Below are 25036 nucleotides of genomic sequence, written 5' to 3'. Positions count from 1 at the left end.
GACAGGTCATGTAAGAGAGCCTGCTCGCCTTGGTTATACCTGCCACTGGAGCCACCTCCTCTTTGGGGCAACATGAACTATTCCCTAGTTCCCCCAAGAGAGAGCACACGGCGCACGAGTTGGATCGGCCCGTCCCCCCCAGCCACGCGCCGTTCTGGGCTTGAGACACCCGAGGAGTACACTGGGGCAGATCTGATGCGTTGTCGGGCGATTGCGGTTGCGTGAAGGCGCCGTATGAGAGCGAGGAGCGCTGAGACAAAGCTCCGCCGCTCGGCCGGAGCGCCGTGAGCAACGAAGGCTGTGGCGGCCAGGAGCGGAGGGAGGGCCGGCGAGCCCTCAGGCAGCAGTGAGGAGAGTCTCCAGCCTGCGCCCGTGGACGAGGCTGTCGCGGAGCAGTTCGCAGGCTCGATCCCACTGCACGAGGTGGCGGCCTTCCAGAGGAAGACGCGCGCGGAAGAAGGAGAGCAGGTTGAAGGCTATGGCACGCAACCAGGCCACCACCTCCAGTGCCGTGCGGGTGGGGCGGCAGGGCTGGTGCTCGTCCTCGCCTAGCACCACATCGAGCGTCCAGTGGTGCCGGTTCTCGATGCCCCAGTGCACCCGTACGAGCCGCAGCAGTTGTTTGAAGGTGAAGAGGGTGGTGTCCAGGGAGGTAACAAAGTAGCGGTATTCCTCCTCGCAGGTGCCGTCGTCGCCCCAGTGCTGCTGGCGCACCAGCAGCAGCATGCGTGCTCCCGGGAAGTCCACCTCGCCCGGCTCAAGCGCGGGCGTCCACAGCTCACGCACCACCGTCTTGCCATGAGCCCGCTCCTGGGTTCGCGCCCGAGCCGGACACTGCTTGGCGGCGATGACACGCACCGCGTACTCATGGAGGGTAGGTTGATTGGCCTTCAGCCCGAAGCAGTAGTGCTTGCCCCACTGTCGCACCAGCGCGGCGTTTGGTGCGGCCGTCAGTCCCGCGTCCCCCGTCGCCACCCCGAAGTGCTCGCCATAGGCCTGCACCACCCGAGGAAACAACTGCCGCAAGGCGGGGGACTCTCCCTGCTTGGCGCTGACAAACTCCATGTCCAGGCACGGCGCGGCCACCACGCTGGTGAGCACCGCCCGCAGCGCCCCCTGGCTCCACAACTCGCGGCCCGCCTCGTTGTTGGCCACCGACTCCAAGCCCTTCACCTCGCCCTGGTGGGTGGTCCACAGGCTCTTTCCATCCAGGCTCAACACGCCCATGGGAAACGCCAGTCGCGGCGTCCTCGGGTCCTTGAGCACCTGCTGCACCTGCGCCATCATCGTCTCCCGCAACCCGGCCGCAGGCTGCTTCTCCAGCAAGCGCCACAGCGTCGAGCCTACTACCGCTTGCGGCAGTCCCAGCCGCTTTCGCGTCCTCGCCCCCACGTCCTGGGCCAACTGCGCCACCTGCTTCAGCCCCTTCTTTCCCACCGCGAAGGCCACCACCACCAGCCCCAACAACCCCAGGTGCCCATGCCTCCTGCCTCGGCCATCCCTCGGGTCCTTCACTGCCTTGTCCCACGCCACCCGCGCCTGCTGCAGCACTCGGCGCTGTTGTCCCCTCCCAGTCCACTCATGCTCGACTCCTCCTGCCCCGCTTCCGCGTGCCTCGCAGAACGGGGCATTGGGGGGATGGGGCTCGCCGGCCCCGTCCCTCCTCCTCTGTCCGCTCCCTCAGTGTCGAGCACTTCCTACCCACCAGGGAAGCGATCAGAACAGCGACCTGGAAGGTCGTCTCCGATTCCGTTCCCCCTCTTCTGTGCGTAACCTCCCGTTCCCAGGCGCCTTCTTCCCATCCTCACCCAGGAGAACGCAGCAGGCCTGGTACACTGGGGCACATGATGAAAACGAGGCCAAAGAGAAACCCAGCACCCCTTCAAGATTACTGGGATTCTCGGAATGGAGGCGGTGGGAATCGAACCCGTTGCCCGGAGTAAAGTATCCCTAGCAGCACCGCGCTCCTCCCCCCACTCAAGAGCGCGGTACCGCCGTTACCTCCACAGCGTTACGCCTGCGGCGGTGTTTTCGCTCCCAGAGCAGCAGACGGGTTATCACACCCACGACTTCCAGCGGTGCAGGCGGGTCCGCGCTCCCTAGCTCACGGGGCGTGGACGTCACCCGGTTCCACGTAGGGAACCTCGGCCCGCGAGCGCCGCCGCAGCACCTGCTCCATGCGGCACTGCTCCGGCGCCTTGTCCGGGCGCCAGCGCACGAACTGGGTGCCGTGCCGGAAACGCCCCTGGCTGAAGTGGTCGTACGCCACCTCCACCACCAACCGCGTTTGCAGCGGCTCCCAGGCCCCGTCCCGCTTGCTCCAGCGGCTCGGGCCTCCCGGCGCCTTGCCCGTGAACCCCGGAGCACCCCGGAGGGACTCCAGCGGCTCCACCAGTTCCTTCTTGTCCTTCGCCGAGAAGCTCGAGCAGTAACCCACGTGGTGCAGCAGCCCGTCCTTCCCGTACAGGCCCAGCAGGATGGAGCCCACCCCACTCTCCCGCCGCTCCGCCCAGCGGAAGCCTCCCACCACGCAGTCCGCCGTGCGCTGTGGCTTCACCTTCACCATCCCCGTGCGCTCGCCTGACGTGTACTGGGAAGACAGCCGCTTGGCCACCACCCCATCCATCCCCTGCGAGCCCAGCCACGCCCGCGCCACCTTCTGCGAGTGCGTCGCCGGTGACAGCCGGATCTGCCCCGCTGGCTCCAGGTAGCGCGAGGCGAACGCCTCCAGCTTCTCCCGCCGCACCATCAGCGGCTTGTCGGTGAGGAGCTGCCTCCGCGCGTCCACCAGCAGATCGAACACGTACAGCCGCGAGGGGCTCTGCTTCGCCAGCATGGCCACCCGGCTCGCCGCGGGGTGGATGCGAAGCAGCAGCGCGTCGAACGAGAGCCCGCCCTCCTCCGGGATGACGATCTCCCCATCCAGCACGAAGCGCTGGGGCGACAGCTCGCGCACGGCCTCGACGAGCTCCGGGAAGTACCGGCCCAGCGGCTGGCCCGCCTTGGACTGCAGCTCCACGTGGTCCCCGTCCCGGTAGACGATGCACCGGAAGCCGTCCCACTTGGGCTCGTACTGCCAGTCGTCTCCCGGGGGAATGTCCCGCACCAGCTCCGCCTCCATGGGCGGGTACGGCGGCGTCAGCGGCAAGTCCAGCGCTGCCCACGAGGCAGGCCCGGCGGTACGTGGCGGCTTCACAGGAACCTCCCCAAGTCCACCCGCCCCTTCGCGGACAGCAGCGGCTTCCACAGGTCTCCCCGGCGCTTCACGCGGGCGGGCACGTTGCGCAGGGTGAAGTCCTCGATGCGCGCTCCCTTCTCCAGTTCCTCCCACGTCACGGGCGTGGACACGCTGGCGTCAGGCGTGGGGCGCACCGAGTAGATGGACGCCAGCGTGCGTCCCAGCGCGTTCTGGTTGTAGTCCACGAGCACGCGGCCCACGGGGCGCTTGGCGATGCGGTACTCGGCGGTGACGAGCTCCGGGTGCGCCGCGGCCAGCTCCTGCGCGAGCGCCTTCGCGATGGTCCACACCTGCTTCTGCGTCGGGCCCCGGCGAATGGGGATGTAGAGGTGCAGCCCCTTGGAGCCCGAGGTCTTCACCAGCGGCGGCATCTTCAGGCCCTTGAGCACGTCCCGCAGGATGAAGCCCACTTCCACCACCTGCTCCCAGGGCGCCTGGCCCGGGTCCAGATCGAAGTGCAGGTAGTCCGGCCGCAGCACGTCATCGCACCGCGCGTACCAGGGGTTCAGGTCGATGCAGCCCAGGTTCACCACCCAGAGCAGCGACGCCAGGTCTCCAATCACCGGGAAGTCGATGACGTTGCCCGAGCCGTGGGTGATGGAGCACGTCTTCACCCACTCCGGCCGTGGCACCGGCGCCCGCTTCATGAAGAAGAACGGCCCGAAGGCCCCGTTCGGGTACCGCTTCATCACCATGGCCCGGTCCGCGACGTGGGGCAGCAGCACCGGCGCCACCTGCGCGTAGTAGCGCAGCAGGTCTCCCTTGGTGATGCCCAGCTCCGGCCAGAACGGCTTGTCCAGGTGGGTCAGGCGCAGCTCGCGGCCTGCAATGCGCAGGGTGCGCTCCCCGCTCGCGCCTTCCTCGAGGTTGGCCAGCGCCTCCGCGTTCATGGCTCCCAAGGTAAGGATCGGATCCCCGGCCCGGCACAGCCCCGGACGCGGGAACGTCCAGCAGGCGGGCGATCGAACGAGCGCCGCAGAGAGCCGATTTTCAGCCCTCAACACGAGCGGCGGAAAACCCCTAAGGGGAAGTTCAGGCCTCCCACCTTTAAGGTAGGACAGGCGAGAAGGCAGCACATGAGAGTGGGGGCTACCTTGGCGAAGTCCTACGACGCGGTGGTGATCGGAGCAGGCCCCAACGGACTGGCGGCAGCCATCGTGCTGGCCCAGGCGGGGCGCTCGGTGCTGGTGCGCGAGGCGAATGACGCGGTCGGCGGCTCATGCCGCTCCGCCGAGCTGACGCTGCCCGGCTTCATCCACGACATCTGCTCCACTGTCCAGGCCCTGGCCGTGGCCTCTCCGTTCCTGCGCAGCCTCCCGCTGGCCGAGCACGGGCTGGAGCTCGTCTTCCCCAAGGCCCCCTACGCCCATCCGCTCGACGACGGCACCGCCGCCGTGGCTTATCGCTCCCTGGAGGAGACGGCCGCCACGCTGGGCCGCGACGGAGAGGCCTGGAAGCAGCTCTATGGGCCCCTCGTGCGCGACTGGGAGAAGCTCGTGCCGGAGCTGCTCGGCCCCTTCAATCCCTTCCCGAAGCACCCCCTCGCCATGGCCCGCTTCGGGCTCATGGCGCTGCGCTCCGCCCGGGGCCTCGCGCACACGTGGTTCGATGGAGACCCCGCCAAGGCCCTGTTCGCGGGTGTGGCCGCGCACTCCATTCTGCCGCTGGACTCGATGGCCACCAGCGCGTTCGGGCTCGTGCTCGGCACCAGCGCCCACGCGGCAGGCTGGCCCGTGGCGAAGGGCGGCTCCCAGAAGCTGGCCGATGCCCTGGCGTCCCTCCTCCGCTCCCTGGGCGGCGACATCGAGCTGAACGCGCGCGTCGAGAGCCTCGACGAGCTGCCTCCGGCGAAGGCCATCCTCTGCGATGTCACCGCCCGGCAGCTCCTGAAGCTCGCCGGCTCCCGGCTGCCCGAAGGCTACCGGAAGCACCTCCAGGCGTTCCGCTACGGCCCGGGCGTGCACAAGGTGGACTGGGCGCTGTCGGAGCCCATCCCCTGGAAGGCCGCTGCCTGCCGGGACGCGGGCACCCTTCACCTGGGCGGCACGTTCGACGAGCTCGCCGCCTCCGAGCAGGCCCCCTGGGAGCAGCGCTACGCCGAGAAGCCCTACGTGCTGCTGGTGCAGTACCCGTTCGATGCCAGCCGCGCCCCCGCCGGGAAGCAGACCGCCTGGGCGTACTGCCATGTGCCTCACGGCGGAGACCTGGACGTCACGGACCGCATCGAGCAACAGGTGGAGCGCTTCGCCCCGGGCTTCAAGGACACCATCGTCGCCCGCCACGTCATGGGCCCGGCCGCCATGGAACGCCACAACGCCAACCTCATCGGAGGCGACATCACCGGCGGCGCCAACATGCTCTCGCAGATCTTCACGCGGCCGGCGCCCCGGATGAACCCGTACAAGACACCCGTGAAGGGGCTCTACCTGTGCTCGGCCTCCACCCCTCCGGGAGGCGGGGTCCATGGCATGTCCGGCTACCACGCGGCGAAGACGGCCCTGAGGGAAGTCTTGCGCTGAGCGCGCGCCAACTTCGCGAAAACACTCAGCCCGAGTCCCCGGAAAAAGCCCCGGGAAAATCCGCCGGGAAGATCCCCGGGGGGTGCCGTTCTGCCAGTGAGACACGGAACACCTCACGGGAGAACGAAGCCATGAAGAACCTTTTGCGAAGCGCGCTGGCCTTCCTGATGACCGCGGCGTCCGCCGCGAGCGCGGGCAGCCTGCCGGTGCCGCTCGAGCCTCAGCAGACGAGCATGTGGTGCTGGGCCGCGAGCGGGTCGATGATCATGCACTACATGGGCGCCTCGCGCGTCACGCAGTGTGACGAGGCCAACCGGCGCTTGGGCCGCTCGGACTGCTGCAACAGCCCCACGCCCTCGGCCTGCGTGGAGGGCGGCTGGCCCGAGTTCGAGAAGTACGGCTTCAGCTACAACACCACCGGCACGCTGAGCTGGGCCTCGCTGGTGAGCGAGATCAACGCCAACCGGCCCGTGGCCTTCTCCTGGGGATGGACGGGCGGTGGCGGCCACATGATGGTGGCCAAGGGCTACCTGGCCACGAGCACCAACAACTACGTGCACGTCAATGATCCGTGGGCTCCGAACGTGGGCGACGAGTACTACATCACCTACTCCGAGTACGTGAGCAGCAGCGACCACGAGCACTGGACGGACTACTACAACATCAAGAACAACCCTCCCTGCGGGCGCGACTTCCATGATCTGCCCTCGGGCAGCTTCCAGGGCTGCTTCGACTACTGGGCCTGGCGCGACCGGTGGCCGGTGACGCTGACGGCGTACTCGCCCAGCGGCAGCACGCTCATGGCGGGCTCGTTCCAGGACGTGGACAGCCGCCCAGTGCGCACGCTCATGACGGGGGCTCAGTTCCAGAGCTACTTCACCACGTACCAGGCGGCGGGCTGGCGCCCGGAGCAGATCAGCGTGCTGTCCACCTCGAATGGCCCGCGCTTCACCGTCATCTGGACGCCGACCGAGGGCGCCTTCCAAACGCACTTCGGGCTGACCGAGGCGCAGATGTCCGCGAAGTGGAGCGAGATGTGGAACGCCGGGTACCTGCAGGTGGACATGGCCGTGTACGAGGACAACGGCATCAAGTTCGCGTCCACCTGGGTGAAGAAGGCGCACAGCGGCTACGCCACGTACTGGGGCATGACGCAGGCCAGCTACAACACGAAGTTCGACGACTACGCCAGCCAGGGCCTGCGGCCGGTGCGCTTCAGCGCGTACCCCACGGCCAACGGCACCCGCTACGCCGCCATCTGGCACCCCACGTCCACCGGCTTCATCCACTACTACAACATGACGAGCGCCACGTATCAGTCCACCTACAACTCCGTGGGCAGCCTCAACGCGGGCTACCGGCTCTCGCAGCTCAGCGGCCTGGGCGACCGGATCTCGGCCATCTGGACGAAGTAACCCGCCGCGCTTTCCTCTGAACTTCCAACCCTTTTGATTCAGGACACACCGCCATGAAGACCCTTCTGCTGACCGCGCTGCTCGCTGTTCTCTCCGTCTCCACCTCGGCCCAGGCTCAGGCCGCCCAAGCCTCGGACGCCCGCGCCGCCAAGGCGGCCCGCGCCCTCCAGGAGCTGCCGGACATCGTCACCAAGGACAACCACCGCGCCCTGGGCTTCGAGAGCGCCGAGGAGGCCCGCGCTGGCAAGCTGGGCGACGCCATCCCGGTGTTCATGATCCGCCTGGACGCGCTCCAGCAGTACCGAGGCGAGGATCCGGGCCGCCTGCTCACCGACGTGCAGCGCGCCGTCTACCCTGTCGAGGTGGAGGGCCAGGTCCGCACCACCGTGGAGCTCCAGTCGGTGAACGGCCGGTGGGAGGTGGCCCGCATGGGGGGCGCCCAGAAGATCCGCGCCATGGACAAGCAGCGCCGCTCCACCATGAAGGCCCGCAGCCTGCGCGGCTCGGACTTCTTCGAGGTGCGCATCCCCGCCCTCAACCTGAGCTTCCTCGGCCACCACGACGAGGACGGCCTGCGCCTCACGCCGCTGGCCGATGACGCCTCGCTGAAGCTCCAGGCGGGCCGCGCGGTGCTCGCGAGCGAGCTGCTCACCCAGCTCGTCCCGCTGGCCCAGGCGACGCCTTCCGACATGCCGTGATGAAGGCCCGGGCCGGGGAGCCGCAGTCCAGGGCTCCCCGGCCCTCGTCGTTTCGAGGTGCCTGTCCCGCCGCGGCCTCTTGCAATGGTTTCCGCATTGCTGCGTACTCCCAGGGCCTGGCGCTCCGGAGCCAGGCCACAAAGGACGCAATTCATGGAAACGACCGAGGCCATCGTCGTCGTCATGGTGGTGGGCATGACGTGCGGCATCCCGCTGCTGGGCCTGACCCTCCGCTTCTCGCTCAAGCCGCTGGTGGAAGCCTTCATCCGCCTGCGCGAGGCCCAGCTCGGCGCGGGCCAGCTGCAGGCGCTGCGCGACCGCGTCACCCACCTGGAGCACCAGCTGGAGGTGCACGGGCTGCTGGACCGCATCCCCTCCACGCCCCTGCAGAAGTTCGCACCGGAGCAGCTCCCGGCCGTGGTGAAGGACCGCGAGCGCAGCTAACGGCCTACAGCTCCGGGGCCAGCGAGAGCAGCACCGTCCGCAGTGGGTGGGCGTGGGCGCTCTTGCGCCAGGCCGCGTAGATGGGGAACTCGCGGGCCGGTGAGGTGACGGGCTGCGCCACCACGCCGGGCACCCGAGGCCCCTTGGGCTGCAGCGACGCCAGCAGCGAGTACCCCAGCCCCGCCGCCACGAAGCCCAGAATGGTCTCCGACGAGTCCGCCGCGTGCAGCCGCCGGGGCGTCACCCCGTGGTGCGCGAGCGCGGACAGCTGCAGCTCCCGCAGCTGAAGGTCCGCGCTGTAGGTGATGAAGGGCTCGTCCCCCAATTGCTTCGGGTTCACCGGTCCCTTCCGCACCAGCGGGTGGTTGGAGGGGAACACGAGGAACGGGCGCGTCTTCCCCACCTGCCGCGCCTCGAAGTCCGGCGGCACCTCGGGCAGGTGGTCCACCAGCAGGTCCGCCTCGCCCGAGCGCACCGCCGCCACCGCGGGCACCTTGGACTCGAAGAGCTCCACCTCGATGTCGGGCCGCTGGCTCTGCAGCCGCCGCAGCCACGGGGGCAGCAGGTAGCGCAGCATGTGTCCCGAGGCGTGGATGCGCAGCCGGCCCCCCATCTCGCCCGAGCGCAGCGAGCGCGCCACCGCAGGCAGCCCGTCCAGGAAGGGCGCCACGTAGTCGTAGAGCGTGCGGCCCTCGGGCGTGAGGATGACGCGATCCTTCCCCACCCGCTCGAAGAGGCGCACGCCGAGCTCCTCCTCCAGGCGCTTCACCTGCTGGTGAACCCCGGGCTGGGTGATGGGGTACGGGAAGGAGCGCGCCGCCCGTGCGTACCCTTCGCACCGCGCCACCCAGTAGAAACCTTCGAGCCGCTGGAGCTGAATCATTCACTCCAGGTTATCGAAACCCAATCGATTCGTTCCATGCAGTTTTCGAAGGCCTGAGGCATTGTCTCTCTCGTCAACGCAACCGAACCCCGGAGAAAAACAATGTCCCGCACGCCCCACACCCAAGCCATCCAGTCCGCCCACAGCAACGCCTGGGTCGTTCAGACGTGGCTCTCCTGGGTCCTCGCCGTGGGCGTCACGTCCATGGGCGTGTGGTTCCTGCCGGTGGATGGCTGGATGAAGGCGTTCCTCGGCATGGGGATGCTCTTCACCGTGGGCTCCACCTTCAGCCTGGCCAAGACGGTGCGCGACGTGCACGAGCAGCAGCGCATCGTCTCCCGCATCGACGAGGCCCGGATGACCAAGCTGCTGGCCGAGGTGGATCCGCTCTCCCCCAAGCTGTAATCGCGCTTACTTCCCCGCTGGCCCCAGGAAGGGCCGCAGGAAGGCATCGGCCTCGGCGGCAATGAGGCCCAGCGAGGCCCCCAGCTCGTGGCCATCGTCCACCTCGACGAGCCGGACGTGGCGCTTGCCCCGCGCCCACTGCCGCGAAAACTCGATGTCGCAGATGTCGTCCTGGCGGCCGTGGATGAGCAGCGTGGGCACCCGCACATTGGGCCAACCGCCCGAGCGCGCTTCGATGGCCTCCAGGTCCGGCACGTAGCCGAAGTCGATGCGCGTCTGCCGCTTCTCGGCGTAGTCCCGGATCTCCAGCCAGCCGGACTGCTCCCACCGCTTCAGGCCCTCCTCGCCGACGCGGCGGCGCAGCTGCACCATGGCCTGGAGCGCCGGGGCCAGCAGCACCAGCGCGCACACCCGCGCGTCCTCCTCCGCCACCCGGCACGCCGTCAGCCCGCCCATGCTCGATCCGAAGAGGATGGAGCGATCCTGCTCGCCGCCCATGGCCTCGCGCACGGTGCGCATCATCGCGCGCAGGCGCAGGCGCTCCAGCGAGGGCTGGCGCAGGTTCAGCCGCTCCAGGTGAATGCCCTGCCGCGCGTAGTGGGCCGACAGCTTCACCCCCTTGGAGGACTCCGGCCCCGAGGCGAAGCCATGCAAGTACAACCACCGGGGCCCTGGGTCCGCGCCATGCTCGACATTCATGGGCGGGCAATGTACCTCGCCTGGCCATGCGCTTTGCCATCGTGGGCTCGGGAGCAGTCGGCGGCTACTTCGGTGCACGGCTCGTCCAAGCGGGACATGAGGTGACGTTCCTCGCCCGAGGCGCGCACCTGGAGGCCCTCCGCCAGAAGGGGCTGGAGCTCCGCGGCCCCGCCGGAGACATCACCGTCCGCGTCCGCGCCGAGTCCGAGGCCACGCGCGTGGGTCTCGTGGACGTGGTGATGCTGGCCGTGAAGACGTACGACAACGTCACCGCGCTGCCCATGGTGAAGACGCTGCTCTCCCAGGCTGCGTCCGCCCAATCCCCCGAGGGCCTGCCCGCCGTGCTCCCCCTGCAGAACGGCGTGGACAGCCCGGGCGAGCTTGCCGCCGTGGTGGGCGAGCGGGCGGTGCTGGGCGGCTCGGCCTACATCTCCACAGCGGTGACGGCTCCGGGCGTCATCACCCAGACGGGCACCCATCAGCGCATCACCTTGGGAGAGTTCTTCGGGGACACCTCCCGCCTCTCGCCGCGCGTCTCCGCCCTGAAGGAGGCGCTCGCGGGGGCTGGAATCCAGGTGGAGGCCGTGCCCGACGCGCGCGTCACGCTCTGGGACAAGCTCATCTTCCTGGCGCCGTTCGCGGGCATCACCGGCTGCTCCCGCCTGCCGCTCGGCCGGCTGTGGTCCGTGCCGGCCTCGCGGGAGATGTACCTGGCGGGCGCGGCCGAGGTGGCCCGTGTCGCCACCGCCGAGGGCGTGGCCATCACCACCCGCATGGACGCGCTGGAGCGGACCGTGGATGCGGTGAACCCCGAGGTGAAGTCCTCGCTGCTCGTGGATCTGGAGCAGGGCAAGCCCATCGAGGTGGAGGCGCTGATGGGCTCGGTGGTGCGCCGAGGCCGCGCGGCGGGCACTCCTACACCGGTCATGAGTACCTTCTACGGACTGCTCAAGCCCCACGAGCACGGCCGCCGCCAGCCCTGAGCCCTTGTTACTCCAATGAAATGTTCCCCTCCCACCGCTCTCCGCTCCAGCGCTGGGGGAGCAGGCGGCCCCCCAGAGGGTGTAAGGAATACCGGTTCGTGGCCTAGTTGACGCTGTTCACCGTGTTGCGGTGAGGGCTCGGCAGTGCGGCTCATGCCCCTTGGGGAGAATACGGCCGTGTCTCACGAACGCGCGCGCATCCTCAACGTGAACGACAACCCGGCGTCGCTCTATCTCACCACGCTCACGCTGCAGCGCGCGGGGTATGAGGTGCTCGAGGCGATGACGGGCGCGCAAGCGCTCGAGAAGGCCCGCCAGGCGCCGGACCTCATTCTGCTGGATGTGCGGCTGCCGGACCTGAGCGGCCACGCGGTGTGCGCGAGGCTCAAGGAGGATCCGCAGACGAGCTCCATCACCATCCTGCAGACCTCGGCCAATGACGTGGATGTGCTGGCGCGCACCACGGGGCTCGAGGCGGGGGCGGATGGGTACCTCGCTCAGCCCTATGAAGCGGAGGAGCTGCTGGCCTGGGTGAAGGCGCTGCTGCGCGCGCGCCAGACGCTGATGGCCAGCCATACCCGCCTGCTGCGGCTCCAGCAGGTCACCGCCGCGCTGTGTTACGCGGTGACGCCCGAGGAGGTGACGGCGGTCATCCTCCACCAGGGGCTGGACGCGCTGCAGGCCCAGGCGGGCGGTGTGGCGCTGCGGAGCGAGGATGGACAGACGGTGGAGATGGTGAATACCCGGGGCTACCCCGAGTTCTCCATCAAGAACTTCCGCCGGCAGCCGAGCTCCGCGCAGACGCCCATGTGCCTGTCGATTGTCCGCAACGAGCCGATCTACCTCGAGACGGCCGAGATGGAGGCCGCCTTCCCCATGGTGGCCAAAGTGAACACGGTGGGAGGCTCGCGCGTGGCGCTGCCGTTCTCCACGAGCACGGGGCTGCGGGGCTGTCTGGCGATCTCGTTCCGCCAGTTCCACGCGTTCGATGCGCACGACCGGGCCTTCATGATGGGGCTGGCGCACCAGTGTGGGCAGGCGCTGGACCGGGCGCGCCTGTACGCCGAGGCGAAGGCGCTGGCCCGCTCGCGAGAGGAGCTCTTGGCCATCGTGGCGCATGACTTACGCAACCCGCTCGCCGCGGTCACCACGTCCACCGAGATCATCCGCCGGACCCTGCCCATCGCGGTGCCTCCCCTGCTCGAGTCCCGGCTGAACTCCATCGATCGCTCGGCCGAGCGGATGAACCATCTCATCCAGGATCTGCTGGATCTGGCGCGGTTCCAGGCGGGCACGCTGGTGCTGCGGCAGGAACATCACGGGGCGAAGGAGCTGCTGCAGGAGGTGCTCGACAGCCACGCGGTGCTGGCCTCGGAGAAGGCGCTCCGGTTGCACCTGGAGCCCGCAGGCCAGGAAGCACGCGTGCGATGCGATCGCGAGCGCATGATGCAGGTCTTCTCGAACCTGGTGGGCAACGCCATCAAGTTCACCCCTGCGGGCGGGCAGATCATCCTCTCGGTGGACTCGCACCCGGCGGGCGTGGTGTTCAGCGTCCGGGACACCGGTCCGGGCATCTCCTCCGAGCACCTGCCCCGCCTCTTCCACCGCTTCTTTCAGGTGGAGCCCGCCCGCCGCAACGGCGTGGGACTGGGGCTCTCCATCGTCAAGGCCATCGTCGATGCCCACGGAGGCACGATCTCGGTGGAGAGCGCGCTGGGCCAGGGCACGATCTTCCGCTTCGCCCTGCCCCACCAGGGCTCACCCGCTCAGGCCTGAGCCGCCCTCCCCGCCGGGGCTCCGCAGCAGCGCCAGGGCGCGCTGGAAGTCCTCGGGCAGCGGCGCCTCCACACGGAGCAGGGCTCCCGTCGAGGGGTGCGGCAGGGAGAGCTGGAGCGCGTGCAGCGCCTGCCGTCCCAGCGCCTGGGCCGCCGGGTGCAAGCGGGCCTCCGCCGGGCCATAGATGGCGTCCCCGAGCACGGGGAGTCCCGCCTCGGAGAGCTGGACGCGGATCTGGTGCGTGCGGCCCGTCTCGAGCTTCACCTCGAGCAGCGTGGCGCCTCGGAGCCGCTCGCGCACCTCGAAGGACAGCGACGCGCGGCGGGCGGAGGAGACGCGGGTGGTGTACTTGCGCGGGTCCTTGGGATCGCGGCCGTAGGGGCCCTCCAACCGGCCCTGCTCGGGGGCCTCGCCGAGCACGAGCGTCCAGTAGCGCTTGTCCACGCGCTTCTCCTGGAAGGCGCGGTCGATCGCGGCCATGGCCTCGTCGGTGCGCGCGAGCGCAAGGCAGCCGCTCGTCTCCCGGTCCAGCCGGTGCACGACGCCGGGCCGCGCGAGGCCCTCCACGTCAAAGGGAGACAGCCGGGCCGCGAGCAGCTCCACCACCGAGGCCTCGGGGCCCCCTGGCTCCACCACCACGCCCGGGGGCTTGTTGATGATGACGAGGTCCGCATCGTCGTGGAGCACGGGCAGCTCGGGCCCCTCCACGGAGCGCCTCGCGTTCGGACGGCGGGGCGGGGGCCGCTCCAGCTCGATTTCCTCTCCGCCCCAGAGCTTGCGGGTGGGCTGGCACTTCTTGCCGCGGATGCGCACGTGGCCCTGGGCAATCAGCGTGCGGGCGCGCTCCAGCGAGAGGCCGGGCACATGCTTCGACAGGTGCTTGTCGAGCCGCTCTCCAGCGGCCTCTCGGGGGACGGTGATCTTCTGCGGCGCCATGGGGCCCTCGGGGCGTCCCAGTCCAGCCCGGGCTCGCCGGGGGGCACTCCACAGGCATGAGCGTGGAGATGCAAGCGGCCCTCGCGCCAACCCCGGTTAGAGTGCTGACTCGTGAGAAGACTCCTCCCCGGCCCGGCGGCGGTGCTGGCGTTCCTGGTGACGCTGCCCATCGCTCTGTCGCCCCTGAAGAACTATGACCTCTTCTTCCACCTCGCCGGGGGCCGGTGGCTGCTCGCGCATGGCTTCACCCGCCAGGATCCCTTCAGCGTCACCGGCACCGCGGGCTGGGTTCCCCATGAGTGGGGCTTCGGCATCCTCGCGGAGCTCTCCCTCCGTGTGTTCGGCGCGGCGGGCCCCGAGTTGCTCATCTCCACCCTCATCGCCACCTTCGTGCTGCTGGCCTGGCGCGCCATCCGCACGGCCTCACCCTCCCCCGGGCTCATCGAGCTGGCGGTGCTCTGCCTCACGCTCGTGTCGCAGGCCTTCACCTGGTACCAGGAGCGGCCCTACCACCTGGGCCATGTGCTCTTCGCCCTCGCAGTGCTGCTGACGCTGGCCTGGCGCCGGGGGAGCCAGCTCGCACCGTGGCTGCTCGTCCCGCTGTGCGCGCTGTGGGCCAACCTGCACGGCAGTTGGATCCTCGGCCCGGCCTTGCTGGGCTCTACCGCCGTGGGCGCCTGGCTCGATGGCGGAGACGCCGCGCACCGACGCCGCTGTGCCCAGGCCATGGGGGCTGCGGTGCTCGCCTACCTCGCCTCGGCGCTGTCTCCCAGCGGGCCCAGCATCTACCTCTATCCCATCCTGCACTCGCGCCTGGCCTCCACGCTGACACTGGAGGAGTGGCAGCCGCTGGACCTGACGCTGATCTTCGCGCGGTACTACCTGGCCCTCGCCTTCCTGGCCGTCTTCGTCTGTGGCGGCGCCCGGCCCCGCACGTGGGCCATCCTGCTGCCGACCCTGGGGCTCACGGTGGCCTCCCTGGGCGCACAGCGGCACGCGCCGTTTGCCGCCCTGCTCCTGGCTGTCTTCATCGCGGAGCACCACGCGCGCATGGCCCCCTCCGCGCTCCCCGAGGCCGTCCGCGGCGCCTGGAACCGGCTGAACGGCTGGGCCTCGGCATGGCTCCAGCGGGCGGACGGCGCCTTCTGGCCCTTCGTGGTGCTCGCGGCCTTCGCGGTCTCCGCCGCGCTGCACCCCGCCACCGTGCGCGAGCGCCTCTACCCCGGCCGCTTCCCGCTGGCCTGCTTCGACACGCTGAAGACGCTGCCCCCGGGCAAGGTGCTCAACCGCTTCATCATGGGCGGGGCGATCTCCTACTTCGCCGGCCCCGAGTACAAAGTCTTCATCGACAGCCGGAACGATCCCTTCCCCCAGGAGATCCACGACGACTACGACAAGTTCGTCTACGGGCTGCCCGGCTGGCGCGAGGCGCTGGCGCGGTACTCGCCGGACTACGTGCTGTGGAACCGGACGGGCCCGGGCAGCGTGCTGCCGGATGCGCTGCAGCGGGAGGGCGGCTGGGCGAAGGTGCTGGAGCCCGAGAACGAGGACTGCATCCTGCTGCGGCGGGAGCACCCATGAGCCGCCTGGGCTGGGCCACGTTCCCCGTGGGGGTGTTCCTGTTCACCCGCGCGGCGATCCTCGCCCTCACGAGCTGGTCGCTGCGCATGGACCCACGGCTGCACTTCGAGGGCCCGCCCCTGCTCGACGTGCCCTCGCTGGGAGGCCTCTGCCGCTGGGACTGCCTGTACTACACGCACATCGCGCTCGAGGGGTACCGGGAGCCCTTCTGGACCAACTTCTTCCCGCTCTTCCCGCTGCTGGGAAAGGGCCTGTCCCTGGTGACGGGGCTGTCGGTGCCGCACGCCCTGGTGGTGCTGGGGAACCTCGCGGGGCTGGGGGCGCTGCTCGCGGTGTACCGCGTCTTCCTAGAGACCGAGGGCGAGGAGGTGGCGCGCTCGGGGCTGATCCTCTTCGCCTCCTTCCCGTTCGCCTTCTTCCAGGCCGCGGGCTATCCCGAGTCCCTCATGGTGCTCACCAGCGCGGGGGCCATGCTCCTGGCCATGCGCGGGCGGCACGTGACAGCGGGCGGGGTGCTCGGGCTCGGGGTGCTGGCGAGACACCTGACGATCGTCGCGGGTCTGTCCCTGCTCGCCGCGCAGGTGAAGGAACGAGGCCTGCACCCGCGCCGCTTCCTGCTCCACCGGGCCTTCCTGGGGCTCGTGCTGCCATTCGCGCTGGCCTCGCTCTACATGCTCTACCTGTACGCCACGCGCGGCGAGCCGTTCGCCTGGTGGACGCACCGCAAGGAGGGCTGGGGGGACCTGGCCTGGTTCGGCCTGGCGGATCTGCTGCGCGGGCAGTCTCTGCCGCTGGAGGTGTACCTCTACGTGCTGCTCTCACTGGTGCCCGCTGCGGGCACGGTGATGCTGCTGCGCGAGCCCCGGTGGCGAGTGCTGGCGGCGTTCGCGGCCGGGCTGATGCTCACCCTGTGGACGGTGGGGCTGGCGGGGCTGGGCCGCTACAGCGCTTCCTGCTGGCCCGCGTTCCTCCCGCTCGGTGCGTGGCTGGCCCGGCGCCCCGCGCTGCTGATGCCCTCGGTGTGCGCGGGAGCGCTGCTACAGGGCATGTTCCTCTTCCTCTTCGCGCACTGGTACAACGTCAACTGAGCCCGCTCAGGGGATGGAGGCGCACAGGCGCTCCACGAACTTCCGGAGGCCCTCGCGCTCGAAGGGCTTGTGGAGCAGCTCGACGGCGCGGGACTCGATGAACTCGATGGCGTGGGGGCTGAACACGCCGCCGGACATGAGGCCGGTTCGCCGCGCCAGCTCTGGCGCGCTGCGCTCCAGCTCCATGAAGAACTGCACCCCGGTCATCTCCGGCATCATGACGTCACAGACGATGGCGTCGTACTTCGTGCCGTTGGCAATGCGCTTGAGCGCCTCGCGCGCGTCCTGGAGCGACTCCACCTCGTGGTAGTCGCGCAGCAGCCGGCGCACGGCGGTGCCCACGGCGGGCTCGTCATCGATGAGGAGCACCTTGCGGCGAAGCCCCTGTGCGCCCGTCTTCTCCCGCCCGGTGCTCGCGGTGGCGGCGGGGGCGTCGCTCTTCGGCGCGAAGGTCGGGAGCACCAGCCGGAAGGTGCTTCCCCAGCCCGGATTGCTCTGCACCTCGATCCAGCCGCCCATGATGCGGATGAGGTTGTTGCAGATGGAGAGCCCCAGGCCTGTGCCGATGCCCACCGGCTTGGTGGTGAAGAACGGCTCGAAAATCTGCCGCTGGACTTCGGGGCTCATGCCCTGGCCGTTGTCCTCCACCTCGATGAGGATCCACTCGCCCCGGCTGCGGGTGGCGATGTTGACGCTGTTCTGCTCGGCCAAGCGCTCCGGAGGGAACGCCTGCAAGGCATTCACCAGCAGGTTCACGAGCACCTGGCCCAGGCGCGCCTCGTTGCCCCGCACCGCGGGGACGGGCTCGAACGAGCGTGTGAGCCGGGCCCGGTGGTGGACCTCGTTGCGGACCAGGCGCAGCGCGCCCTCGATGACGCGGTGAACATCCACCGAGCCCTGGGACTCATCGTCCGCGCGCGCGAAGGACTTGAGATCCTGGACGATGACGCGCACCCGGCTGGCCCCCTCGAGCGACTCGAGGACGGCGTCGCGCAGCTCCGTGAGCTGAGTGGGCGTCAGCTCCTCGTGCGCGAGGTGCTCGGCGACATAGGTGAGGTTGGAGGAGATATAGGCCAGGGGGTTGTTGATCTCGTGAGCCACCCCTGCCGCCAGCATCCCCACCGAGGCCATCCGGTCCGTGAGCCGCAGTTGCATCTCCAACCTCCGCCATTCGGTGACATCGCGGATGATGCCGACGATGAAGGGTTCGCCCCCGCCCGCGGTGAAGGGGGCCTTCTTGGTGTTGAGGATCCGGGAGCTGCCGGAGCCGTCCGTCAGCGTCTCTTCGTTCTCCCGGGGCTGCCCGGCGGCGAAGACTTCCTCATCCTTCTTCCAGAAGAGGTCCGCCTCTTGCGCGGGCACCAAGTCGTAGTCGGACATGCCGAGCAGCTCCTGTTCGGTGCGCTCGAAGACGCGGCAGAACGCGCTGTTCAGGATGACGAACCGGTGGGCGCGATCCTTGACGAAGACGGGATCCGGGAGCGCGTTGAGGGTGTTGCGCAGGAAGTCCCGGGTGCGCTCCAGCTCGGCCTGGACGCGCAGGCGCGCCAGCTCGGCGCCGGCACGGGCCGCCAGTGCGCCCAGGAGGGCGTAGTCGATGAGGCCGGCGTCCAGGGGCTCGGTGTGCGCGACGGCGAGGATGCCGAGGGGCTTCTGCTGAGCGTCCTTCAGCGTCACGCCGAGGAAGCCCTCAGCCTTGAGCTGCTGGAGCACGGGGTCCTCCGGGAAGTGGGACCGGACACCCTCGGGGAGGTGGCGGCTGCCGTGCGTCACCACCTGCTCCAGGATGGTGCCACGCAGCGGCCACGACACGCTCCGGCGGAAGCCGCCGTCCACGCAGAGCGCCAGGGTGTTGAGGCTGTCTCTACCGGGGCTCAGCTCGCCGACGAGGGCACTGGAGACCCGGAGCGCGGAGGCCAACTGGGACACGAGGGGCTGGAAGAAGTCATGGCCGATCTCCGCCGAGGTGCTGGAGAGCAGCACATAGAGCGCCTCCAAGGAGCTGAGCCGGGGCCGCTCCAGGCGGGCGAGATCCGGGACGTGAGGATCCTCCGGGTGCAGGCGCCGGTGGAGGGCGGTGAGCCGCACGCCCCAGCTCTCTCCAGGAGGGGCCAGGCACTCATCCGCGCCCGCGCGAGCCAGCAACGAGAGGTCTGCGGAGGGCCGCTGGGTCAGGAGCGTGAGGTGCGACTGAGTGAGGGGGCGGCGGGCACGGAGCTGGCGGCAGAGCTGGGTGAGCTCATCGAGGGGCCCTCCCGGGTCGGCCAGCACGACCAGGGAGGGAGCGAGGGACTCGGAGAGCTCCTCCAGCCGCTCCGCGCGGTGCAGTTGGAGAGCAAGAGCCGTTCCCCCGTCGAGCTGGAAGCGCTGCTCCAGCTCTTGCTCCAGCGGCCGTGGCACCTTCAAGAGTAAGACGTGCACGAATCCCTCTGTTTACAACTCCCCCAGGATCACGCGAGCTCGGCCATCCATGGGGAGCACGTGTTCCTGCACCCGGGGAAAGCCTCGCTCTCGAGCCAGCTCCGCGAGGTGACGCATCCAGGGATTGTACGGCATGCTGTTATCAGAACAGCAGGGAACCACCGCGAAAGGCAGCCGGTGGAGAGCGGCGTATTCGATGATGATTCGGGTGGCACCATCCGGGTGCATGCCCACGAGCAGGTCCGCCTCACACGGCTCTTCCAGGGTGAACGCACGCTGAGCGAAACGCACAGGTAGGTGTTTGTGGCGCAGGTCGAAGGTGGTGACAGTGCGCCCGAGCTTTGACAGGGCTTCATTGAGCCGGCCCTGGCCACCCGCGATGTCGAAGATACGGGGGGCGGGGAAGCGCTCGGTGATGAACTGGGCAAAGAGATCAAAGCGGCGCTTATCAGCCATGTTCCGTGTCTACACCAGCCCGCGTGTGACTTAGGAGAGGGAAAGGGACTCCCCGGCGGGAGAGGGCTTCCTCGGCCGGTTGAATGGCCTTCCCTACCCTTCAGGTAGGGGATACGGTGAGTGGCCTGACAGGGGGGCTGCTCATGCCACGCCGCTTCAACACCGCTGGGCCCTGCCGCCCGGACTGGCACTACATGGTTCCCGCGGAGCGCAGACTCCCCGAAGCGGCGGGGCTGATTGAGCAATCGGGTTACTTTGTTGTCCACGCCCCCCGGCAGACAGGGAAGACCACCGTCCTGCGTGCCATGGCGGCACACCTCACAGGCTCGGGCCGCTACGCCGCGCTCCATTTCTCCTGTGAGACGGGCGAGGCCGCGGGCGATGACTTCGCCGAAGCGCAACGGGCGATCCTCGCGGGCCTCCGCCGCGCCGCGGAGATCCACCTGCCCTCGGAGCTGCACCCGCCTCCCTTCCCGGCGGCTCCCAACAGCTCGCTGCTGAGTGCAGCGCTCACCGCCTGGGCCCGCGCCTGCCCACGCCCCCTGGTGCTCTTCTTCGATGAGATCGATGCCTTGCGTGGCCAGAGCCTCCTTAGCGTGCTGCGCCAGCTCCGTGAGGGCTTTCCCGATCGGCCTGCCTTCTTTCCGGCCTCGGTCGTTCTGTGCGGCCTGAGGGATGTGCGCGACTACAAGGCGGCCAGCGGCGGCAATCCCGAGCGTCTGGGCACCTCCAGCCCCTTCAACATCAAGGTCGAGTCTTTCCGGCTCGGAGACTTCACCGCACAGGAGGTCCGGGAGCTCTGTGCCCAGTACACCGCCGACACGGGACAGGCCTTCTCTGCCCCAGCCCTCTCCCGGCTCTTCGAGCTGACACGTGGGCAACCCTGGCTCGTCAACGCGCTGGCCCGGGAACTCACCGAGAAGCTCGCCGTCCCGCAGAGCGAGCCCATCTCCGTGGACCACGTGGAGACGGCCAAGGAGCGCCTCATCCTCGCGCGAGCCACCCACCTGGACTCGTTGATGGCCAAGCTCCATGACCCGCGTGTCCGCCGCGTCATCGAACCGCTGCTCGCGGGTGACGTCACGACCAGTGACACCTATTCGGAGGACGTCCAGTACCTGCGGGACCTGGGCCTGTGCGCGGTTAACAACCCACTGCGCGTAGCCAACCCCATCTACCGCGAGGTGATTGCTCGCGTGCTGGCAGGCTCGGTGGAGATCCAGGTCGAGGCAGAGCCCAAGAGCTTCGTGCTTCCCGATGGACGGCTCGACTTCGACCGGCTGCTGCGCGAATTCACTGTCTTCTGGCGGCAGCACGGCGAGGTGCTCACCGCGGGAGTGCCCTACCATGAAGCGGCACCCCAGCTCGTCTTCATGGCCTTCCTCCAGTGCGTCGTGAACGGCGGAGGCTTCGTGGACCGTGAATACGGCGTGGGCCGGGGGCGCATCGACCTGCTGGTGCGCTGGCCGTACCAGGATCAGGAGCAGCGCCGATGGCAGCTCCACGCCGTGGAACTCAAGCTCTGGCGCGAGAACCAGGCAGACCCACTCTCCGATGGCCTGGTTCAGCTCGATGGCTACTTGGAGCGCCTGGGCCTGCCCGAGGGAGTGCTCGTCCTCTTTGACCGCAGAGCGCAGTCCCGAGCCACACCGCCCGGCCGCTTCGAGCAGGCCCTCACTGCCTCCGGGCGAAGCGTCACGGTCTTGCGCGTGTAACGCGAAGGGGCCGTCCAGGCGTCAGGTCCTTCTAGACGCTGGGCGGCCCCCTTGGCCCCTGGCTCCGGTGAGGCGGCTTACTGCCGACGCTTCCGGAGTAGCACCACCGACAGCACCCCCAGAGCCATCATCGCCAGCGACGAGGGGTTGCTGCCCGTGGAGGCGCAGCCCACGCCGTTGCCCAGCAGCGCCCAGTCGGACGGCGGCGGGGTGTACGTCCAGCTGGCCGTGGCCGGAGTCGGATCCACGTTGCCCACCGAGTCCTTCGCGCGCACCTCGAGGGTGTGCGGACCCTCGGCCACGTCCTCGAAGGTGACCGGGTCCGAGCACGCCGTGAAGGCAGCCCCATCGATGCTGCACTCGTACGTCACGCCCGACTCGTTGGAGCTGAAGTCGAACGTGGCGTCCCGGTTCTGGGTCTCGCTCTCGGGGCCGGAGACGATGGTGGTATCCGGCGGCGTCGTGTCGATGGTGAAGCTCACCGCGTTGGACGGGCTGCTGGTGTTGCCCGCGACGTCCGTGGCGGTGGCCACCGCCGTGTGCTGGCCCTCGGCCAGATCCGCTGCGGGCGTGAGGCTCCAGCTCCCCGTGGCGCTCGTGGTGGCAGTGCCCAGCACCGTGCCATCGAGCGTCACCGTCACCGTGCTGTTGGCCTCGGCGGTGCCGGAGATGACCGGCCGCTTGTTGCCCAGCACCGCGTTATTCACCGGGGTGGTGATCACCGGCGCCTCGGGCGGCGTGGTGTCGATGGTGAAGCGGTTCGTGTTGGAGCGCTCGCTGGTGTTGCCCAGGACGTTGGTGGCCGTGGCGCTGACGTCGTACGGACCCTCGGCCAGCGGCGTGGGAACCGTGAGGGTCCAGTTGCCCGAGGCATCCGCCGTCGTGGTGCCCAGCTGCTGCGCGCCCAGGTAGATCGTCACCGTGGCGTTGGCCTCGGAGGTGCCGGAGATGACCGGCGTGGTGTTGTTCGTCACCGAGCCGTTCGCCGGGGTGAGGACCACGGGCGCGGGGGGAATCGTGGCGTCCACCGTGAAGGAGTGGGTGGCGGATTCGGCGCTGACGTTGCCCACCGCGTCCGTCGCCGTGGCCTTCACCGTATGGAGTCCGTTCGGCAGGCCCACCGTCGGAGTGAAGCTCCAGGCGCCCGAGCCATCGGCCGGGATGGTCCCCACCGGCGTGCCATCCACGATGACCGTGACGGTGCTGTTGGGCTCCGCCGTGCCCGTATAGGCCGGCGTGTTATCGGCGATCGTCGAGCCATCCACCGGAGCCGTGACGACCGGAGCCGCCGGAGCCGTGGTGTCCACTGTGAAGGTGTTCGTGGCGGACTCCGGGCCCGTATTGCCCGCCGCATCGGTGGCTGTGGCCTTCACCGTGTGCGGGCCATCCGCCAGCGCCGTGGCCTGCGTGAGGCTCCAGGCGCCAGTGGCGCTGGCGATGGTGGTGCCCACCGCCGTGCCGTCCACGATCACCGTGACAGTGCTGCCTGCCTCGGCCGTGCCCGTATAGGCCGGTGTGTTGTCGGCGATCGTCGAGCCGCCCGCCGGAGCCGTGACGACCGGGGCGGCCGGAGCCGTGGTGTCCACCGTGAACGTGTTCGTGGCGGAGTCCGGGCTGGTGTTGCCCACCGGATCCATGGCCGTGGCCTTCACCGCGTGCGGGCCATCCGCCAGCGCCGTGGCCTGCGCGAGGCTCCAGTTCCCCGACGCATTCGCCGTCGTGGTACCCACCGACGTGCCGTCCACGTAGACGGTGACGGTGCTGTTGGCTTCGGCCGTACCGCTGTAGGTCGGCCTGTTGTTGGTGGTGATCGAGCCGTTGGCCGGCGTGAGCACCACCGGCGCATCGGGCACGTCCGTGTCCACCGTGAAGGTATTGGCGTTGGACTCGGGGCTGACGTTGCCCACCGCGTCGGTCGCCCTGGCCTTCACCGTGTGCGGGCCATTCGTCAGGCCCGCCGTCGGCGTGAAGCTCCAGGCGCCCGAGCCATCGGCCGGGATGGTCCCCACCGGCGTGCCATCCACGATGACCGTGACGGTGCTGTTGGGCTCCGCCGTGCCCGTATAGGTCGGCGTATTGTCGCTGAGGGTCGAGCCGTTGGCCGGGGTGCTCACCACCGGCACGGCCGGAGCCGTGGTGTCCACCGTGAAGGTGTTGGCGGCGGACTCCGCGCTGGTGTTACCCGCAGCATCCCGCGCCGTGGCCTTCACCGTGTGCGAGGCATCCGTCAGCGGCGTCGGCTGCGTGAAGCTCCAGGCCCCCGCGCCGTCCGCCACCACCGTGCCCACCGAGGTGCCGTCCACGATCACCGTCACCGTGCTGTTGGGCTCGGCCGTGCCCGCGTACGTCGGCGTGTTGTCGCTGGTGGTCGAGCCGTTGGCCGGAGCCGTCACCATCGGCGCGGCCGGGGCCGCCGTGTCCACCGTGAAGGTGTTGGCGGTGGACTCGGGCCCGGTGTTCCCCACGGCATCGGTCGCCCTGGCCTTCACCGTGTGCGAGGCATCCGCCAGCGGCGTCGGCTGCGTGAAGCTCCAGTTCCCCGAGCCATCCGCCACCGCCGTGCCCACCGAGGTGCCATCCACGATCACCGTGACCGTACTGTTGGCCTCGGCCGTGCCCGTGTACGTCGGCGTGTTGTCATTGGTGATCGAACCGTTGGCCGGGGCGGTGATAATCGGAGCCGCAGGGCCTCCCGTATCGACCATGAACGTGTTGGTGGCGGAGTCGAGGCTGATATTGCCCACCGCATCGGTCGCCGTGGCCTTCACCGCGTGAGGGCCATCCGCCAGCGGAACCACGGGCGTAAAGCTCCAGTTGCCCGAGCCATCCGCCACCACCGTGTCCACCGGGGTGCCGTCCACAATCACCGTCACCGTGCTGTTGGGCTCCGCCGTGCCCGTGTACGTCGGCGTGCTGTCGCTGAGGGTCGTCCCGTTGGCCGGAGCCGTCACCACCGGCGCGGCCGGAGCCGTCGTGTCCACGATGAACGTGTGGGTCGCCGACGACACGCTGGTGTTACCCGCCGCATCCGTCGCCGTGGCCCTCACCGTGTGTGAGGCATCCGTCAGCGCCGTCGGCTGAGGGAAGCTCCAGTTCCCCGAGCCGTCCGCCACCGCCGTGCCCACCGAGGTGCCGTCCACAATCACCGTCACCGTGCTGTTGGGCTCCGCCGTGCCCGTGTACGTCGGCCTGTTGTTGTTGGTCCTCGACCCGTTGGCCGGAGCCGTCACCACCGGCGCAGCCGGAGCTGTCGTATCCACGATGAACGTGTGGGTCGCCGACGACGGGCCGGTGTTACCGGTTGCGTCCGTCGCCGTGGCGCTCACCGTGTGCGAGGCATCCGTCAGTGCCGTCGGCTGCGGCAAGCTCCAGTTCCCTGAGCCGTCCGCCACCACCGTGCCCACCGAGGTGCCGTCCACGATCACCGTCACCGTGCTGTTGGGCTCCGCCGTGCCCGTGTACGTCGGCCTGTTGTTGTTGGTCCTCGACCCGTTGGCCGGGGCCGTCACCACCGGCGCAGTGGGAGCCGTGGTGTCCACGATGAACGTGTGGGTCGCCGACGACACGCTGGTGTTCCCCGCCGCGTCCGTCGCGGTGGCCCTCACCGTGTGCGAGGCATCCGTCAGCGCCGTCGGCTGCGGCAAGCTCCAGTTCCCCGAGCCGTCCGCCACCACCGTGCCCACCGAGGTGCCGTCCACAATCACCGTCACCGTGCTGTTGGGCTCCGCCGTGCCCGTGTACGTCGGCCTGTTGTTGTTGGTCCTCGACCCGTTGGCCGG

Annotated in this window: 19 protein-coding genes; 10 read left to right on the top strand and 9 right to left on the bottom strand. The window is 69.3% G+C overall.

The genetic code is table 11. The annotated features are described in order from the left end of the window. Positions 1-336 precede the first annotated feature (336 nt). The 3 genes from DB31_RS33395 to ligD form a co-directional block, all read right to left on the bottom strand. On the bottom strand, positions 337-1551 hold the full coding sequence (locus tag DB31_RS33395; RefSeq protein ID WP_044195497.1) for an ISAs1 family transposase: 1215 nt from the start codon (positions 1549-1551) through the stop codon (positions 337-339). A 553-nt stretch (positions 1552-2104) separates the two neighbouring features. Further along, entirely contained in the window at positions 2105-3196 is a 1092-nt protein-coding gene (locus DB31_RS33390) for an ATP-dependent DNA ligase (RefSeq protein ID WP_240487000.1), read from the bottom strand. Further along, the gene (ligD, locus tag DB31_RS33385) at positions 3193-4128 is read right to left on the bottom strand and encodes a non-homologous end-joining DNA ligase (RefSeq protein ID WP_044195495.1); all 936 of its coding nucleotides are present in this window, start codon (positions 4126-4128) and stop codon (positions 3193-3195) included. The genes DB31_RS33390 and ligD overlap by 4 nt, the downstream gene beginning before the upstream one ends. Before the next feature lie 186 nt (positions 4129-4314). On the opposite strand from ligD, the gene DB31_RS33380 reads away from it, so the two are divergent. The 4 genes from DB31_RS33380 to DB31_RS33365 all read left to right on the top strand — a co-directional run bounded on the left by DB31_RS33380 (position 4315) and on the right by DB31_RS33365 (position 8314). Continuing rightward, entirely contained in the window at positions 4315-5757 is a 1443-nt protein-coding gene (locus DB31_RS33380; RefSeq protein ID WP_205628615.1) for a phytoene desaturase family protein, read from the top strand. A gap of 131 nt (positions 5758-5888) precedes the next feature. Next, positions 5889-7172, top strand: coding sequence for a papain-like cysteine protease family protein (locus tag DB31_RS33375; RefSeq protein WP_044195489.1), 1284 nt, complete (start codon positions 5889-5891; stop codon positions 7170-7172). 53 nt (positions 7173-7225) lie between these two features. Continuing rightward, entirely contained in the window at positions 7226-7870 is a 645-nt protein-coding gene (locus DB31_RS33370) for a hypothetical protein (RefSeq protein WP_044195486.1), read from the top strand. Positions 7871-8023: 153 nt separating this feature from the next. After that, a complete protein-coding gene (locus DB31_RS33365) occupies positions 8024-8314 on the top strand; it encodes a hypothetical protein (protein WP_044195484.1) in 291 nt (96 codons plus the stop codon). 4 nt (positions 8315-8318) lie between these two features. Here DB31_RS33365 and DB31_RS33360 read toward each other — a convergent pair whose 3' ends face one another. After that, a complete protein-coding gene (locus DB31_RS33360) occupies positions 8319-9197 on the bottom strand; it encodes a LysR family transcriptional regulator (protein ID WP_044195481.1) in 879 nt (292 codons plus the stop codon). A 102-nt stretch (positions 9198-9299) separates the two neighbouring features. Between DB31_RS33360 and DB31_RS33355 the strand changes: the two genes are divergently transcribed. Then, on the top strand, positions 9300-9602 hold the full coding sequence (locus tag DB31_RS33355; RefSeq protein WP_044195480.1) for a YiaA/YiaB family inner membrane protein: 303 nt from the start codon (positions 9300-9302) through the stop codon (positions 9600-9602). 6 nt (positions 9603-9608) lie between these two features. Here DB31_RS33355 and DB31_RS33350 read toward each other — a convergent pair whose 3' ends face one another. Further along, positions 9609-10301, bottom strand: a complete 693-nt coding sequence (locus DB31_RS33350) for a YqiA/YcfP family alpha/beta fold hydrolase (protein ID WP_044195477.1) — start codon at positions 10299-10301, stop codon at positions 9609-9611. A 26-nt stretch (positions 10302-10327) separates the two neighbouring features. Between DB31_RS33350 and DB31_RS33345 the strand changes: the two genes are divergently transcribed. Beyond that, positions 10328-11284, top strand: coding sequence for a ketopantoate reductase family protein (locus DB31_RS33345; RefSeq protein ID WP_044195474.1), 957 nt, complete (start codon positions 10328-10330; stop codon positions 11282-11284). Positions 11285-11461: 177 nt separating this feature from the next. Then, positions 11462-13060, top strand: coding sequence for a sensor histidine kinase (locus DB31_RS45455; RefSeq protein WP_052420459.1), 1599 nt, complete (start codon positions 11462-11464; stop codon positions 13058-13060). Here the strand turns inward: DB31_RS45455 and DB31_RS33335 are convergent. After that, entirely contained in the window at positions 13043-13996 is a 954-nt protein-coding gene (locus DB31_RS33335) for an RluA family pseudouridine synthase (protein WP_044195472.1), read from the bottom strand. The genes DB31_RS45455 and DB31_RS33335 overlap by 18 nt on opposite strands. A 111-nt stretch (positions 13997-14107) precedes the next feature. On the opposite strand from DB31_RS33335, the gene DB31_RS33330 reads away from it, so the two are divergent. Beyond that, positions 14108-15577: a hypothetical protein gene (locus tag DB31_RS33330; RefSeq protein ID WP_044195469.1), complete on the top strand. Its 1470-nt coding sequence runs from the start codon at positions 14108-14110 to the stop codon at positions 15575-15577. Then, on the top strand, positions 15574-16665 hold the full coding sequence (locus DB31_RS33325) for a mannosyltransferase family protein (RefSeq protein ID WP_044195466.1): 1092 nt from the start codon (positions 15574-15576) through the stop codon (positions 16663-16665). The genes DB31_RS33330 and DB31_RS33325 overlap by 4 nt, the downstream gene beginning before the upstream one ends. A 6-nt stretch (positions 16666-16671) precedes the next feature. On the opposite strand, the gene DB31_RS33320 is transcribed toward DB31_RS33325, so the two are convergent. Both DB31_RS33320 and DB31_RS33315 read right to left on the bottom strand, forming a co-directional pair. Next, on the bottom strand, positions 16672-19086 hold the full coding sequence (locus DB31_RS33320; protein ID WP_052420458.1) for a hybrid sensor histidine kinase/response regulator: 2415 nt from the start codon (positions 19084-19086) through the stop codon (positions 16672-16674). Positions 19087-19098: 12 nt separating this feature from the next. Then, positions 19099-19542, bottom strand: a complete 444-nt coding sequence (locus DB31_RS33315; RefSeq protein ID WP_044195462.1) for a hypothetical protein — start codon at positions 19540-19542, stop codon at positions 19099-19101. A 143-nt stretch (positions 19543-19685) separates the two neighbouring features. Between DB31_RS33315 and DB31_RS33310 the strand changes: the two genes are divergently transcribed. Beyond that, positions 19686-21257 carry an ATP-binding protein gene (locus DB31_RS33310; RefSeq protein ID WP_044195565.1) on the top strand — a complete coding sequence of 524 codons (1572 nt, stop codon included), beginning with the start codon at positions 19686-19688 and terminating at the stop codon, positions 21255-21257. 77 nt (positions 21258-21334) lie between these two features. Here DB31_RS33310 and DB31_RS48235 read toward each other — a convergent pair. Continuing rightward, positions 21335-25036: Ig-like domain-containing protein (locus tag DB31_RS48235; protein ID WP_052420457.1), on the bottom strand; the 3702-nt coding region annotated here is incomplete at its 5' end.

It is taken from the genome of Hyalangium minutum, assembly GCF_000737315.1.
Classification (GTDB): domain Bacteria; phylum Myxococcota; class Myxococcia; order Myxococcales; family Myxococcaceae; genus Hyalangium; species Hyalangium minutum.
Note: the sequence above shows the minus strand (reverse complement) of the source record. Positions and strands in the feature narration are given on the sequence as shown.

Coding starts and splice junctions, on each gene's coding strand:
- DB31_RS33375 (WP_044195489.1), top strand. CDS start 5,889: ATGAAGAACCTTTTGCGAAGCGCGCTGGCCTTCCTGATGACCGCGGCG.
- DB31_RS33350 (WP_044195477.1), bottom strand. CDS start 10,301: ATGAATGTCGAGCATGGCGCGGACCCAGGGCCCCGGTGGTTGTACTTG.
- DB31_RS33365 (WP_044195484.1), top strand. CDS start 8,024: ATGGAAACGACCGAGGCCATCGTCGTCGTCATGGTGGTGGGCATGACG.
- DB31_RS33345 (WP_044195474.1), top strand. CDS start 10,328: ATGCGCTTTGCCATCGTGGGCTCGGGAGCAGTCGGCGGCTACTTCGGT.
- DB31_RS33325 (WP_044195466.1), top strand. CDS start 15,574: ATGAGCCGCCTGGGCTGGGCCACGTTCCCCGTGGGGGTGTTCCTGTTC.
- DB31_RS33315 (WP_044195462.1), bottom strand. CDS start 19,542: ATGGCTGATAAGCGCCGCTTTGATCTCTTTGCCCAGTTCATCACCGAG.
- DB31_RS33370 (WP_044195486.1), top strand. CDS start 7,226: ATGAAGACCCTTCTGCTGACCGCGCTGCTCGCTGTTCTCTCCGTCTCC.
- ligD (WP_044195495.1), bottom strand. CDS start 4,128: ATGAACGCGGAGGCGCTGGCCAACCTCGAGGAAGGCGCGAGCGGGGAG.
- DB31_RS33310 (WP_044195565.1), top strand. CDS start 19,686: ATGCCACGCCGCTTCAACACCGCTGGGCCCTGCCGCCCGGACTGGCAC.
- DB31_RS33355 (WP_044195480.1), top strand. CDS start 9,300: ATGTCCCGCACGCCCCACACCCAAGCCATCCAGTCCGCCCACAGCAAC.
- DB31_RS33335 (WP_044195472.1), bottom strand. CDS start 13,996: ATGGCGCCGCAGAAGATCACCGTCCCCCGAGAGGCCGCTGGAGAGCGG.
- DB31_RS33360 (WP_044195481.1), bottom strand. CDS start 9,197: ATGATTCAGCTCCAGCGGCTCGAAGGTTTCTACTGGGTGGCGCGGTGC.
- DB31_RS33380 (WP_205628615.1), top strand. CDS start 4,315: ATGAGAGTGGGGGCTACCTTGGCGAAGTCCTACGACGCGGTGGTGATC.